The following is a 14700-nucleotide window of genomic DNA, read 5'->3' on the forward strand; positions in this document are numbered from 1 at the left end:
CGCGGCGATCGCGGCGAACCGGCCCGGCGGGTCAGTCGACGCTGGGCAGGATGTGGGGTTCGGCGAGGTCGTCCTCGTAACCCGCGAGGCGGATCGGGGCGGAGCGGGCCCACACGTCGAGGCTGCCCAGTTCTCCGGGCCGCCGGCGGCCGCGCTCCGTGCGTTCCTTGGGGCGTTCGTCGCGATTCGTCTTCTCCGGTGTCACCGCGCACTCCTTATGTGTCGGGTCACCCTCGGGGCGTAGCGGACAGCTTGCGCTCCGGTGCTGGTCGCCCGCTCGGGTCTGGATGGAAATCCGGTCGGACGCGGTGGCGCCGGTTCGGACGAGGGGTGTGGGTGGGACCCCGTACTGCTGTCCATGCCCTCCAGATTAACCAAATGAGCGGAGGTCCGCTCGATAGGGAGTGCAAACAAGGTGTAACTATCGGAAGTCGATTGCCCTCCAATGCCCCTCAATATGCCGCTATTTGTCACATTGCGCATCACCCGCCCGACGGTTGGATTCACCCACTCGGCTTACATGCGACGCAGTTCAAGTGCCGTTGGCCGGGTCGCAAGCTCGCCATGATCTGCTGGCGGAGGGCAACAGCCGTCTCCCGGAAGGACTGGCGCATGGAGCTGCGCAGCGTCGAGGAGCTGATGGATCTGCTGTACGCAGGCCGGCACCAGCACGCGCTGCGAACCGCCGCGCTGCTGCGCCGCAGCCGCCCCGCCGACAAGGAGCTCCAGGTGGCGGGGCTGGTCCACGGCATCGGACCGGTGCTGAGCCCGGGCGACGAGGCCGGGCGCGCCCGCAGCGCGGCCACCGCGGTCCGCCCGCTGCTCGGCGAGCGGGTGTTCCGGCTGGTGCGCGGGTGCTCCCACGCCACCGGCCCCGCCGACGACGATCTGCTGCGACTGCGCCTGGCCGCCGAGGAGGGCCGCTCCGCGGGCTTCGACGCCGGGGTACTGGAGGACTGGCGCACCGTACTGGAGCTGGTCGCGGCCCGGCACTCGCGGCTCGGCGCCGTCGACTGAGGATCAGGCCTCACCTCTGCCGTCCGACGGTGCGTCAGGACACGGTACGGCGGTGACCTCACGACTCGGAGGCTGGATCACCGGTGGCCCGTCGGACCACCGGCTCTCCGCCGCCGGTTCACCACTTGCCGGGCACGTAGTCCTTCAGGAAGACGCCGTACACGTCCTCGCCCTGCTCGCCGCGCACGACGGGGTCGTAGACCCGGGCCGCACCGTCCACCAGGTCGAGCGGCGCGTGGAAGCCGGCCTCCGCCAGGCGCAGCTTGTCGTAGTGGGGACGCTCGTCGGTGATCCAGCCGGTGTCGACCGAGGTCATGAGGATGCCGTCGGTGTCGAACATCTCCTGGGCGCTGGTTCGCGTGACCATGTTCATGGCGGCCTTCGCGGCGTTGGTGTTCGGGTGCCCGGCGCCCTTGTAGCCGCGGCCGAAGACGCCTTCCATCGCCGAGACGTTGACGACGTAGGCACGGCCGCTGGCGGCCTTCTTCGCGGCGTCCGCCATCGCCGAGCGCAGGGCGCTGATCAGGATGAACGGCGACGTGTAGTTGCACAGCTGGGTCTCCAGCAGCTCGACCGGGGAGATCTGGTCGATGGTCTGCACCCAGGTGTTGCTGTCGACGACGTCGGGGACGAGACCGCCCGCGTCGATGGCGGTGCCGTCGAGGTGCCGGGCGACGCTGGCGTTGCCGGCGACGAGCGCGAGGTCGGCGACCTTCTGCGCGTCCAGGCCGCTGGTGCCCACGGGCAGCGCGGCGATGCCGTCCACGGCGCCGGAGTTGAAGGCGCCGATGACGTGGTGGGCGGGGAGCTCACCGGCGGGCAGCGGCGCGCTCTCGCCCTCGACCAGGGCGGCGTACGCGGTGGGCAGCCGGCGCACGGTCTGCGTCGCGTTGTTGATCAGGATGTCGAGCGGACCCGCCTCGGTGACCCGCTCGGCCAGGGCGACGGCCTGCGCCGGGTCGCGCAGGTCGATGCCGACGACCTCCAGCCGGTGCATCCAGTCCGCCGAGTCCTCCATCGCCTTGAACCGGCGGATGGCGTCCTTGGGGAAGCGTGTGGTGATGGTCGTGTGCGCGCCGTCGCGCAGCAGGCGCAGCGCGATGTACATGCCGATCTTGGCGCGGCCTCCGGTGAGCACGGCACGCTTGCCGGTCAGGTCGGCGCGGGCGTCGCGCTTGGTCCGGTTCAGACTCGCACAGTCCGGACAGAGCTGGTGGTAGAAGTAGTCGACTTCCACGTACCGCGTCTTGCAGGTGTAGCAGGAGCGCGGGCGCTGGAGTATCCCGGCGATCTTCCCGGCCTCGGTGACCGACGACGGCAGGATGCCCTCGGTCTCGTCGTCGATGCGCTGGGCGGAGCCGGTCGCGGTGGCCTCGGTGACCGCCTTGTCGTGTGCGGTCTTGGCGGCCCGGCGGTCCTGGCGGCGGCGCTGCTTGACCGTGCGGTAGATGCCGGCCGTGGCCCGGCGCACCGTGATGGCGTCGGGGTGGTCGACCTCCAGCTTGTCGAGCTCCTCGAGCACGCCGAGGCAGACAGCCAGGCGCTCGGGGTCGATGCCGGGGCCGTACACGACCTCGTCCGTGGTCGTCGAGCCGTCCTCTGTCACCGTCATCGCGCTGCCGCTTCCCTGATCACCCGCGCAGCGCTCCGACTCGCGCCCGCTTTCGAACGGGGAATTTTACGGAGCACAGGGCCAACCCACCAAACCGCTCCCACACTCCGGGCTCCACCGGGGCCGATGGCCGCACCGCAACAGCCTCAAACGGACTCAACGGCCTCATCAGCCACATCTACCACAGCGGCCCCATCGGCCCCACCGGCCACCCGCCCGACGGCGCATCCGCCTTGCGGAGCCACCCGCACCACCCGGCGGCGAGAGCCGCATGGATGGTGCGGGTGGGAGTCCGGGCCCGGTCCCAGGCCGGGTGCCGTGCTCAGGCCTCGCAGACGGACAGCAGCATCTCCACCTCGTCCGACACCGCCCGCGCGAACACGTCGAGGTCCGGCACGGCCCGCGCATCGGCGACGAGCCCGTAGTGCACGCGGCCGCGATACGTGGAGATCGCGACCGCCAGGGACTGGCCCGGGGCGAGCGGGGCGAAGGGGTAGACCTCGGCGAGCTGGTGCCCGCCGAGCTTCAGCCCGAGCCCGGGCAGCGGCACGCTCGTGACGAGGATGTCGAACCAGAGGCGCGCGGCCTGGCCGACGAGCGGCCCGCCGAGCCGGTGGCCGAGCGCGGGCACGTGGTCGGCGAGCAGTGCGACGGCCCCGGCGCCCCGGTTGGGGCCCGCGTCCTTGTTGCGGACCATCGCCGTGCGCACGGTGTCGAGCCGGCGGAGCGGATCGGGGTCGTCCACCGGGAGCCGTATCAGGTACCCGGAGAGCCGGTTGCCCTGTGGGTGGGAGGCGCGCGGGCGGCGCCGGGAGACGGGAATGAGGGCGCGGGGCGCGACACCCTCGCTGCCGTCGCCGCGTTCGTCCAGCCAGCGGCGCAGTGCCCCGGCGACGACGGCGATGAGGACGTCGTTCACGGTGCCGCCGGTGCTCTTGCGAACCCGGTGGACGTCGTCGATGTCCAGGACGACCCCGGCCGTGCGGCGGGTGCCGCTGGGGGCGGAGGTCAGCGCGGACGAGGGACGCATCCCGAAGGTGGAGCGGGCCAGGGAGGCGCCGATGTCGAGGGCCCGGCCCACGTCCGACAGCGTGCCCCTGACCAGCTCGGGGACTCGTCCGGGCAGCCGGCGCACGTCGGAGAGCAGGCCGCGCGGCGGCTCGATGGCGCGGGGACCGCGCTCGGGCAGGTCGACCGGGTCCAGGACGCCTGCGGCGAGCTTGAGCGCGCGCAGTCCGTCGGCGAGGGCGTGGTGGAACTTGAACAGCACGGCGAAGGACACACCGTCCTCGCCGGGCAGGACGTGCGCCTCCCACGGTGGCCGGCCGCGCTCCAGCGGGCGTTCCATCAGCCGTCCCGCGGCCTCCTGGAAGTCGGCGGTCGGGGCGTGCAGCCGTACGTGGTTGAGCGGGTCGAAGTCCGGGTCGGTCTCCCGGGCGGCGCCGCCGAAGGCGAGGGGCTGCCAGATGTCCCGGATGCGCATGCGCAGACCGGGCACGGCGGCGGCGCGCGCGGCGAGCAGGTCGGCGGCGTGGGCTCCGGCGGTGGGCGAGTGCGCGGTGAACACGCCGAGTGCGCCGAGGTGCATCGGGTGCCGTTCGGACTCCATGTTCCAGAACGCCAGGTCGAGGGGAGCGAGCAGGTCGGAAGTCAAGGGCTGGCCTCGCACGTCGTCGACGGTTGGATATATGCAGTCAATCCCCGACCCCCGATTACGGTCAAGTACGATCAGGCTACGCTCAGTTAACAGCAGATTAAGTCCCGCCCCTGCGAGAGGGGCGGGACTCAGGAGACTCCTGAGGTCACCTCAGCACCGGTGGTGCCGCCTCGGGTGACGTACCCCACTCGGACGGGCGCGGGCCGACCGTGAACGCGAGGGAGCGCGTGGAGCGCAGCGCATCGGTCGTCAGATAGGTCCGCGTGTGCGGCGTCCCGTCGGCGCGGACGCCCTGGACGTAGCGGTCGCTCGCCGAGGTGCCGGGCGCGGTGACCGTCAGCCGGCCGCCGGGCCAGAAGCGGCGGTTCAGGGTGAGGTCGACGCGGTCGAAGACCGGGGTGGACAGGCCCCAGGTGTCGTAACCGGGCTGGATCGGGAAGAGCCCGATCGAGGACAGCACGTTCCAGGCGGACATGGTGCCGAGGTCGTCGTTGCCGGTCATCCCCGTGGGTCCGTCGGTGAAGAGGGTCAGCGCCGCGTGGACGACGTCCGTGGTCTTCCAGGGCTGCCCGGTGGCCAGATAGGTGTACGGCGCGATGAGGTCGGGCTCGTTCATCGGGTTGTACTTGTCGGCGTTGTAGTAGTTGTACGCGTCCCCGTGCACCCACACCTCGCGGGCGGTCTTCCCGGGGTCGGCCAGCAGCCGGTCGTAGGCGAAGAAGGAGTCCAGGCGGTCGCTGGCCGCGCGGTCGCCGCCGATGAGACCGATCATGCCGGGCAGGTCCTGCGGGACGAGCCACTGGTACTGCCAGGCCGTGCCCTCGTGGAAGCCGATGCCGCGGGCCGGGTCGGCCGAGCCGGTGAAGGCACCGGAGGCGTCGCGGGCACGGAAGAAGCCGATGGAGGGGTCGAAGACCTTCCGGTAGTTCTGCGCCCTGGCGGCGTAGCGGGCCGCGTCGTCGGTGTGGCCGAGGCCGCGGGCCATCTGGGCGAGCACGGCGTCGGCGAGGGCGTACTCCAGGGTGACGGAGGCGCCGTGGTGGTAGTCGGAGTCGCCCATCTTCGCGAGCGGGTGGCCCTTGTCGTAGGGCGCGAACCCGTGTGCGATGTACTCGGCGTTGGCCTCCCGGCCGACCCCCGGGTAGCCGGCGGGCGGTACCCCGTCGGCGTTCTTCCGCAGGGCCCGGTAGGCGCGTTCCTCGAACCCCTTGAGCAGACCCATCTGGTAGGCGGTGGTGAGGAACGGGGTGACGGGGTCGCCGCTCATGGTGTTCGTCTCGACCGGGCCGTAGCCCCACTTCGGCAGCCAGCCGCCGTCCTCGTCGACCTTCACCACCGACAGGGCCATGTCGCGCGCCTCGCGGGGCGCGAGCAGGGCGAGGAGCTGGGCCTGGGTGCGGTAGGTGTCCCACAGCGACCAGTTCTGGTAGTACGTGAACCGTTCCGCCCGGTGGACCCGGCGGTCCCAGCCGGTGTAGCGGCCGTCCGCGTCGCTGCCGATGTTGGGCGCGAGGAACGAGCGGTACAGCGACGAGTAGAAGGTGCGGCGCAGGGTCGGGTCGCCGCCCTCGACCCGGACCGCGGCCAGCCGCCGCTCCCACTCCTCGCGGGCCCGGTCCCGTACGGCGTCGAAGGACCGGCCGCCCTCGGCGCGCAGGTTGACGGCGGCGCCGCGCGCGTCCACGTACGACAGGGCGGTGGTCGCCTCGACGGTACGGTCCTTCGTCGCGTCGAAACGGACGTAGGCGCCGCCGCCTCCGGTGCGGGCGCCCGGGGTGACCGTGGCGCCGTTCCAGGTGCCGTACGCGGTGAAGGGCCGGCTGAAGCGGGTGATCGTGTACACGGTGTAGGGGCCGGTGTCACGGCAGAATCCATGGCCGGTGATCCGGGTGCGCACAGTGTGGTCGTCGAGGATCTCGACGGCGCTGCCGACCGGCTTGTGCAGCGACTGGGCCGCGTTCAGCAGGACGTTGGCCTTGTCGGTGGCCGGGAAGGTGAAGCGCTGCACTCCGGTGCGCCTGCTCGCGGTCAGCTCGGCGCGGATGCCGGAGTCGAGGCCGACCCGGTAGTAGCCGGGGCTCGCCTCCTCGTCGGTGTGCGAGAAGCGCGCCGCGTACTTGGCGTAGTCCGTCTGCGTGACCTCGCCCGTCGTGGGCAGCACGGGCAGGTCGCCGCCGATCCGGCAGCCGACGCCCGAGAGGTGGACCAGCGAGAAGCCGCGGACAGTGTTCTGCGTGTAGTCGTAGCCGGTGCTGTGCCCCGTGTCCGGGGAGAGCTGCACCATGCCGAAGGGCACGGCAGCGCCGGGAAAGGTGTTGCCCTCGTTCTGGCTCCCGATGAAGGGGTTGACCAGGTCGGTGAGGTGGCCGTCGGTCCGCTCGGCGGCCTGTGCGGCGGGGGTGGCGGTCAGCGTGGACGCTGCCAGCACCCCGGCCAGGCACAGCCGCGTGCGCCGGGTCCCTCTCATGTCGGATGACCTCCGAAGGTTCGACATCGTTGCCTGCATCGTGAAGGCCGAACGAGGCGAACCCCGGCATTCCGGGAGGGTGATGACAAACGCGTCGCGGACGGCAGCCGTCCGACGGTGCGTCCGACGGGAGCTCAGGAGGTCGAGGGGCAGGGGCTCAGGAGACCCGCTGTCCCTTCCCCAGGGCGATCACCCCGCCCTTGGAGACGGTGTACAGCTCGGCGTCCCGCTCCGGGTTGACGCCGATCGTCGCGCCGGGCGGGACCTCCACGTTCTTGTCCAGGACGGCACCGCGGACGACCGCACCCCGGCCGATGCGCACGTTGTCGTGCAGCACCGAGCCCTGCACGACCGCGCCCGGGTCGACCCGGACCCCCGGCGACAGCACGGACCGGGTGACCTGACCGCGGATCAGGCAGCCCGCGCTGATGATGGACTCGCTCGCGATGCCGCCCGCGTTGAAGCGGGCCGGGGAGAGCTGGTTGGAGTGGGTGTAGACGGGCCACTGGCGGTTGTAGAGGTTGAAGGCGGGCCGCTCGGCGATCAGGTCCATGTGCGCCTCGTAGTAGGCGTCCAGGGTGCCCACGTCCCGCCAGTAGCCCTGGTCGCGGCTGGTCTCCCCGGGCACGTGGTTGGCGCTGAAGTCGTACAGCTGTGCCTCGCCGCGGCCGGTGAGCTGGGGCAGGATCGAGCCGCCCATGTCGTGCACCGACTGGCTGTCCTCGGCGTCGCGTTGCAGCGCCTCGATGAGGGCCTTGGTGGAGAAGATGTAGTTGCCCATCGAGGCGAACACGCACTCGGGGTCGTCGGCCAGCCCTGGCGGGTCGGCGGGCTTCTCCAGGAAGCGCTCGACACCGATGCCGTCCGAGCCCGGCGTGATCACCCCGAACGAGGAGGACTCCGAGCGCGGCACCCGGATGCCGGCCACCGTCACGCCCGCGCCGCCCTCGATGTGCTGCTGCAGCATCTGCCGCGGGTCCATGCGGTAGACGTGGTCGGCGCCGAACACGGCCACGTACTCGGGCTGTTCGTCGTACACGAGGTTCAGCGACTGCAGGATCGCGTCGGCGCTGCCCAGGTACCAGCGCGGGCCGAGGCGCTGCTGGGCCGGGACCGGGGTGACGTAGTTGCCGAGCAGGCTGGACATCCGCCAGGTGGTGGTGATGTGCCGGTCCAGGGAGTGGGACTTGTACTGGGTCAGCACGCAGATGCGCAGCACGTCGGCGTTGACGAGGTTGGACAGGACGAAGTCGACGAGCCGGTAGGTGCCGCCGAAGGTGACGGCCGGTTTGGCGCGGTCCGCGGTGAGCGGCATCAGCCGTTTGCCCTCCCCGCCCGCCAGAACGATTCCGAGAACCGAAGGTCCACCACGACGCATGGCCGCTCCCCTCACCCTGGTTGAACCGTGGTTGCCCCGAGCAGACCGGACTACGCCTGCTTGAGGATCTCCTCGTACAGCCCGGCGGTGCGCCGGGCCACCGCGTCCCAGCCGAACTCGCCCACCGCGCGCTCCCGTCCGGCCTCGCCCATCCGCCGGGCCGTCTCCCGGTCGCCGAGGACGGCATCCAGTGCCCGCGCGAGGCCCGCCTCGAAGTCGTCGTCCACGTCGACGAGGAGGCCCGTCCTGCCGTCCTCGACGACCTCGGGGATACCGCCGACCCGCGAGGCCACCACGGGCGTGCCGCACGCCATGGCCTCCAGGTTGACGATGCCGAGCGGCTCGTACACCGAAGGGCAGACGAACACGGCGGCGTGCGTGAGGAGTTGGATCACATCCGTGCGCGGCAGCATCTGCGGGATCCAGAACACGCCCTCGCGGACCCGGCTCAGCTCCTCGTGCAGCTCCCGGAACTCGCGGTCGATGTCCTGGGTGTCGGGGGCTCCCGCGCAGAGCACGACCTGCGCGCGCGGGTCGATGTCCCGTACCGCGCGCAGCAGATGGGGCACGCCCTTCTGGCGGGTGATCCGGCCCACGAACAGGACGTACGGGCGTGCGGGGTCGAGGCCGATGCGGGCGAGGGCGTCGGTGCCCCGGTTCGGCCGGTAGAGCGTCGTGTCGATGCCGTTGTGCACGACGTGGACCCTCGCCGGGTCCAGCGCCGGATAGCAGGCGAGGATGTCCTCCCGCATGGCCCCCGACACGGCGATCACCGCGTCCGCGGCCTCGACCGCGGTGCGCTCGGCCCAGCTCGACAGGGCGTATCCGCCGCCCAGTTGCTCGGCCTTCCAGGGACGCAGGGGCTCCAGCGAGTGGGCGGTCATCACGTGCGGGATGCCGTGGAGGAGCTTGGCGAAGTGGCCGGCCAGATTGGCGTACCAGGTGTGGGAGTGGACGAGCTCGCGGCCTTCGAGGGCGGCGGCGATGGCGAGGTCCACGGAGAAGGTGCGCAGTGCGTCGTTGGAGCCGTCGAGAACGGCCCAGGGGCGATGGCGTACGACACCGACGCCGCGCCCCTCGCCCCAGCAGTGCACCTCCAGGTCCACCAGGGAGGTCAACTCGCGGGCGAGGAACTCCACATGGACGCCTGCGCCGCCGTACACGTCCGGGGGGTACTCCCGGGTCAGCAGTCCCACACGCACCCGACAACCCCCTTGCCACGGCGGCACGTTCCTCTCATGGTCACCCAGAAGCGGCGTCCGGGGAAGAGCGCGGCGGGCGGGTGAAGCAGCAGTCGCCGCAGACTCCGCCGCCGGGGACGCGGTAGTACAGGCAGCAGCTGCGGCGGCGGAAGGCGGTGCCGGTGCGGGTGCCGGCGGTGCGCAGGAGGGGGTGGGCGAAGAGTTCGCCGGTGAGGGCGCGGGCCCGGTCCGCCACCTCGGTACGGCCCCTCGCCCGGGCCCAGCGGTCCAGTTCGCGGGCGGCTCCGGCGAGCGCCGAGGCGGCGTTGCCCCACAGCAGTCCGGCCGCGACACCGTAGCGGGAACTCAGGGTCTCCCCTAGGGGCTCGAGATGGCCGTGCAGCACGGTGTCCGCGAGCGTCGCCGCGTCCCCGGGCAGCGGGCGCACCTCGGTCAGCCACAGGTCGTCCGGAGCGGTGGCGGCGGCGTCCCAGCGCAGCAGGCGCGGGTCCAGGTCGGGCAGCAGGCCGTACAGGGACGCTGAGGCCAGGGCCGGGGACCAGAGGCGGGCGGCGAGGCCCTGCTGGCTGATGGAGGCGGCGACCCGCGGCTCGGTCGTACGCAGGCGCCGCCCCACTGTCTCGACACGGATTGTCAGCTGGTCCCGACGGACATCCGATGTCCCGGCTTCATAGGTCTCCGCGAGTGCCGGCAGGGGCGCAGAAGCCGTCCTGCGCACCGCCGCGGCGGTGCGCAGGACGAAGAAGCCGCCGAGCGGGCGGAGGGCTGCGAGTTCGGGGTCGAGGTCCACGAGGAGCACTAGTACCAGGCTTGTTCGTGGCGCGGACCCCGGGGTGTCCACCCGTGGTCACCCCTCTTGGGGATGATCGCGCGGTCGGCGTACTCCATCGGTAGTAGGACTCATTGCGTGCTCAGGTACGACGACGGGAAGAGACCCGAGCGGGCAGAGTGTTGACCATGGAAGCCGACCGTACGCCGTGCCGGACCCGGGGGTCCCGGCTCACGCAGAGGAGCTGCAGATGAGCGCCCTGGCGTTGTCCGTGCTCCTGTCGTTCGTCTCCGCCGTCGCCTACGCCGGCGGAGCGATCGTGCAGGAGCAGGTTGCGGTGTCCTCTCCCGACGGTTCGTACATGCCACTGCGCCGGGCCGGCTGGTGGGCGGCGCTGACCCTCAACGGGCTCGGCGGCGTGCTGCACGTCGTGGCGCTGGCCTACGGCCCGCTCAGCCTGGTGCAGCCGCTGGGCGCGCTGACCATCGTCTTCGCGCTGCCCATGGCGGCGCTCTTCGTCTCCCGCAGGGCCGGCGCGACGGCCTGGCGCGGCGCCATCATGGCCACGGTGGGTCTCGCGGGCCTGCTGTCCCTGGTCGGCACGTCCGACGCGCACTCCCTCGACGCCGCCCAGCGGACGACCGCCGCGCTGGTCACCGGCGGAGCAGTCGTGGCGCTGATGATCGCGGGCCGGGCCGTGCACCGGCACCCGGCCGTGCGCAGCGTGCTGCTGGCCACCGGCTCCGGCATAGCCTTCGGCATGTCGTCCGTGTTCACCAAGACCGTGGCGGTCGACTGGGACAGCGGGATCAGCCTCGGCGACCTGCCCTCCCTCGCGGTGATCGGGGTGTTCGCGACCGTCGGCATCCTGCTCTCCCAGGCCTCCTACCGGGGCGGCGGCCTCGCCGCGCCGCTGGCCACGCTGACGGTGGTCAACCCGGTGCTGGCCGCCGCGGTCGGCATCATGATGTTCGGCGAGACGTTCCGCTACGCCTCCACGGGCACCGTGCTCGCCCTGGGCTGCGGCGTGGTGGCCGCGGGTGGTCTCATCCTGCTGACGACGGAGCGGCTCGAGACCGCCCCTGCGGCGGAGCCGGTCACCGAGCCGGGGGCCGACGCCGCGGAGGTGCTCGGGAGCGTGCCCCGGCAGCGGTCCCGGTCGGCGGCACGGGCGGCGGACGCCGGGGAGGACGTGGGCGATCCTGCCGCGGAGGACCTGCGCGTGCCTGGCAGCTCACCCCTGGCGGACGTGCCCGCTCTCCCGGACCTGCGAGCCCTCGAGGACGTGCTGGCGGCGGCTCCGGACGGCGGCCGCGAGGGCGGCGGGGGCGGCATACCGGCCGTCTACGCCCTCCCCGCCGCTTACCTTCCACTGTCCGCCGGCTTCCATGTGCCCGTGCCCGTCGTGAGCCGGCACCGCCCGCGGGTCAGATCCTGACGCCGCCGGCCCGGAGATAGGCGACCGGGTCGATGTCCGAGCCGAAGCCGGGCCCCGTCCGCACCTCGAAGTGCAGATGCGGGCCCGTGACGTTCCCGGTTGAGCCGGACCGGCCGATGCGCTGGTCCGCGGACACGCTCTGCCCGGCCCGCACGGAGATGGCGGACAGGTGGGCGTACTGGGTGTAGCGCCCGTCGGCGTGCCGGATCACCACCTGGTAGCCGTAGGAGCCGCCCCAGCCCGCGGCGACCACGTGTCCGGCCGCGGCCGCGTGGACGGAGGTGCCGGTCGGCACCACGAAGTCGACGCCGGTGTGGTACCCCTTCGACCAGTGCGACCCGGCCACGCGGTAGCCGGTGCCGATGGCGGCGTGCACCGGGGCGACGAGGGAGTGGCCGGTGCCGTGGCCCGGGCGCTGGTGGGTCTTCTTCTCCGAAGGGGCTTTCCGCTTCGGGGACTTGGACTTGCCGTCGGTGTGCGTGTCGGGTGCCGGGGAGGCGGTGCCGCGCAGGCTGAGCCGCTGGCCCGGCAGGATCAGGTCGGGGTCGGACCCTATGGCGGCGCGGTTGCCCGCGTACAGCCCGCGCCAGCCGCCCTGGACATGGTGCTCGCCTGCGATGCCGGAGAGTGTGTCGCCGTGCACCACCGTGTACATCTCGGCCTTGCCGGCCCGGGACTGCGGGGTCGTCTGCGGCTGCACGTCCGGCGCGGAGCCGGTCCTGCCGGTCTTCGCCGGGCGGGTCGCGGCACCGTCCGTGTGGAGCTCGGGCGCGTGGCCGCCCCGGGTCAGCCCGGCCCGTACCGAGCACACCGGCCAGGCGCCGGGTCCCTGTCCGTCCAGGACCTTCTCGGCCACGGCGATCTGCTGGTCCCTGGTGGCGAGGTCGGCGCGCGGCGCGTACCGGGTGCCGCCGTAGGCCTCCCAGGTGGACACGGTGAACTGCAGCCCGCCGTAGTAGCCATTGCCGGTGTTGATGCTCCAGTTGCCGCTGGACTCGCAGGCGGCGACCTTGTTCCAGGTGGACGCGTCGGCCGCGTCGGCGGTACCCGCGGCGACCAGCGGGATGGCGAGACCGGCGCCGCCCGCCGTGACGGTGAGTGAGGCGCGGTTGATCCTGTTCGGCTGGTACCGGCGATGCCGGCCGCGTACGGCCATGTCCGAAATCCCCTCGGCATGCGTCAGGAGCGGCAAAAATAAGCGCCACGAACAGGCCATGACAAGACGGAAAATCAGCCGCATGCTGCTCCCAAGTGGCCGGGAACGGGCCTTCCTTGACGAGATCGGCCGTGAGCGGCGACGACACTGAGGGGACGGGCGCCTTCCGTGCGTAAACATGCGTGGCGGGTCGGATGTGCGCTCGCCGTGGCGGCACGTAAGGATGGGCGAGGGCCCGTACTGACGGAGCCGTAGTCACGAGGCAGTTAGGGAGCAGGCGGTATGAGCAGTTCAGCGCAGATCGGCGTCACGGGCCTCGCGGTCATGGGCCGCAACCTCGCCCGGAACTTCGCGCGCAACGGCTACACGGTCGCCGTGCACAACCGTACGGTGTCGCGGACGCAGGAGCTGGTGGAGGAGTTCGGGCACGAGGGCGACTTCATCGCGGCCGAGACCGCCAAGGACTTCGTGGCGGCCCTGGAACGCCCGCGCCGACTGGTCATCATGGTCAAGGCCGGCGGTCCGACGGACGCGGTGATCGAGGAGTTCGCCCCGCTCCTGGAGCCCGGCGACATGATCATCGACGGGGGCAACGCGCACTTCGCGGACACCCGCCGCCGCGAGAAGGCACTGCGTGAGCAGGGCATCCACTTCGTCGGCATGGGCGTCTCCGGCGGCGAGGAGGGCGCGCTGCACGGGCCGAGCATCATGCCGGGCGGCCCGAAGGAGTCCTACGACTCGCTCGGCCCGATGCTGGAGAAGATCTCCGCCAAGGCGGCCGACGGCGCGCCGTGTGTCACGCACGTGGGCCCCGACGGCGCCGGTCACTTCGTGAAGATGGTCCACAACGGCATCGAGTACGCCGACATGCAGCTGATCGGCGAGGCCTACCAGCTGCTGCGGGATGTCGCCGGGTACTCCCCCGCGCAGATCGCGGACATCTTCCGCACCTGGAACACGGGCCGCCTGGACTCCTACCTGATCGAGATCACCGCCGAGGTGCTGTCCCACGTGGACGCGGCGACCGGCAAGCCGTTCGTGGACGTGGTGGTCGACCAGGCCGAGCAGAAGGGCACCGGCCGCTGGACGGTCCAGATCGCGCTGGACCTGGGCGTGCCGGTGTCCGGCATCGCCGAGGCCGTGTTCGCCCGGTCGCTGTCGGGTCACGCGGCGCTGCGGGACGCTTCGCAGGGCCTGGCCGGGCCGAAGCCCTCGCCGCTGAGCGAGTCGGAGGCCGCCGCGTTCGCCGACCGGGTGGAGCAGGCGCTGTACGCCTCGAAGATCGTGTCGTACACGCAGGGCTTCCACGAGATCGCCGCGGGCAGCGAGGAGTACGACTGGGACATCGACCTGGGCGCGGTCTCCTCGATCTGGCGCGGCGGGTGCATCATCCGGGCGGCCTTCCTGGACCGCATCCGTGCCGCGTACGACGCCCGGGCCGATCTGCCCAGCCTGCTGTCGGACGGCACCTTCGCGCAGGAGATCGCCGCGGCGCAGGACGACTGGCGCGAGGTGCTGATCGCGGCGACCCGGCAGGGAGTGCCGACGCCCGGTTTCGCGGCGGCGCTGGCGTACTACGACGCGCTGCGGGCGGAACGCCTGCCGGCGGCTCTGACGCAGGGGCAGCGGGACTTCTTCGGGGCGCACACGTACCGGCGGGTGGATCGGGAGGGGTCGTTCCACACGCTGTGGGGCGGGGACCGGAGTGAGGTTTCCGCTTAGGACCGCCAAGGGTGCTACGGGCGCCTGATGGGGGTGCGGGGTGCCGTCCGGTCGCGGGTGCGGGTGTTTCGTGGCCGGTCGCGCAGTTCCCCGCGCCCCTTCGGCGCGCTGCCCCTGACCGGGATTTTCAGGTGAACCGGGATTTTCAGGTGAGGGGCGGACCCGGTTCCGGGCTCGGTTCGGGTTCCGGCCCAGGGGGGATCGGGGACGGCGAGGGTTCCGGCGGGCCCGGGGCCGGTGGCGGGGTGGGCACCGGCGGTGGCGCGGGATCCGGGGCCGGAG

General features: G+C 72.0%; 11 protein-coding genes. 3 read left to right on the forward strand and 8 right to left on the reverse strand.

All coding sequences use genetic code 11. From position 1 onward, the window contains the following. Window positions 1–31 precede the first annotated feature (31 nt). A complete protein-coding gene (locus AC07DS_RS02600; RefSeq protein WP_107407368.1) occupies window positions 32–205 on the reverse strand; it encodes a hypothetical protein in 174 nt (57 codons plus the stop codon). Between the two features lie 407 nt (window positions 206–612). Here AC07DS_RS02600 and AC07DS_RS02605 point away from each other — a divergent pair, with 407 nt between their 5' ends. Then, window positions 613–1017, forward strand: coding sequence for a hypothetical protein (locus tag AC07DS_RS02605; RefSeq protein ID WP_479141969.1), 405 nt, complete (start codon window positions 613–615; stop codon window positions 1015–1017). Window positions 1018–1135: 118 nt separating this feature from the next. On the opposite strand, the gene AC07DS_RS02610 is transcribed toward AC07DS_RS02605, so the two are convergent. The 6 genes from AC07DS_RS02610 to AC07DS_RS02635 form a co-directional block, all read right to left on the reverse strand. Next, the gene (locus tag AC07DS_RS02610; RefSeq protein ID WP_479141971.1) at window positions 1136–2629 is read right to left on the reverse strand and encodes an SDR family NAD(P)-dependent oxidoreductase; all 1494 of its coding nucleotides are present in this window, start codon (window positions 2627–2629) and stop codon (window positions 1136–1138) included. Between the two features lie 322 nt (window positions 2630–2951). Continuing rightward, on the reverse strand, window positions 2952–4283 hold the full coding sequence (locus tag AC07DS_RS02615) for a wax ester/triacylglycerol synthase family O-acyltransferase (protein ID WP_479141973.1): 1332 nt from the start codon (window positions 4281–4283) through the stop codon (window positions 2952–2954). Between the two features lie 148 nt (window positions 4284–4431). Continuing rightward, window positions 4432–6753 carry a GH92 family glycosyl hydrolase gene (locus AC07DS_RS02620; RefSeq protein ID WP_479141975.1) on the reverse strand — a complete coding sequence of 774 codons (2322 nt, stop codon included), beginning with the start codon at window positions 6751–6753 and terminating at the stop codon, window positions 4432–4434. Between the two features lie 157 nt (window positions 6754–6910). Then, window positions 6911–8131, reverse strand: a complete 1221-nt coding sequence (gene glgC / locus AC07DS_RS02625) for a glucose-1-phosphate adenylyltransferase (RefSeq protein WP_479141976.1) — start codon at window positions 8129–8131, stop codon at window positions 6911–6913. Between the two features lie 50 nt (window positions 8132–8181). Beyond that, complete coding sequence (gene glgA / locus AC07DS_RS02630) at window positions 8182–9333, reverse strand: glycogen synthase (RefSeq protein WP_479141978.1); 1152 nt, start codon at window positions 9331–9333, stop codon at window positions 8182–8184. A 40-nt stretch (window positions 9334–9373) separates the two neighbouring features. Further along, window positions 9374–10123 carry a (2Fe-2S)-binding protein gene (locus AC07DS_RS02635; protein ID WP_479142146.1) on the reverse strand — a complete coding sequence of 250 codons (750 nt, stop codon included), beginning with the start codon at window positions 10121–10123 and terminating at the stop codon, window positions 9374–9376. 229 nt (window positions 10124–10352) lie between these two features. Here AC07DS_RS02635 and AC07DS_RS02640 point away from each other — a divergent pair, with 229 nt between their 5' ends. Beyond that, window positions 10353–11540, forward strand: coding sequence for a DMT family transporter (locus tag AC07DS_RS02640; protein ID WP_479141979.1), 1188 nt, complete (start codon window positions 10353–10355; stop codon window positions 11538–11540). Here AC07DS_RS02640 and AC07DS_RS02645 read toward each other — a convergent pair. After that, entirely contained in the window at window positions 11530–12696 is a 1167-nt protein-coding gene (locus AC07DS_RS02645) for a transglycosylase family protein (RefSeq protein WP_479141981.1), read from the reverse strand. The genes AC07DS_RS02640 and AC07DS_RS02645 overlap by 11 nt on opposite strands. Before the next feature lie 282 nt (window positions 12697–12978). Here AC07DS_RS02645 and gndA point away from each other — a divergent pair, with 282 nt between their 5' ends. Further along, entirely contained in the window at window positions 12979–14418 is a 1440-nt protein-coding gene (gene gndA, locus AC07DS_RS02650) for an NADP-dependent phosphogluconate dehydrogenase (protein WP_479141982.1), read from the forward strand. The last annotated feature ends 282 nt before the right edge of the window (window positions 14419–14700 follow it).

The organism is Streptomyces sp. NPDC044064 (assembly GCF_056434245.1).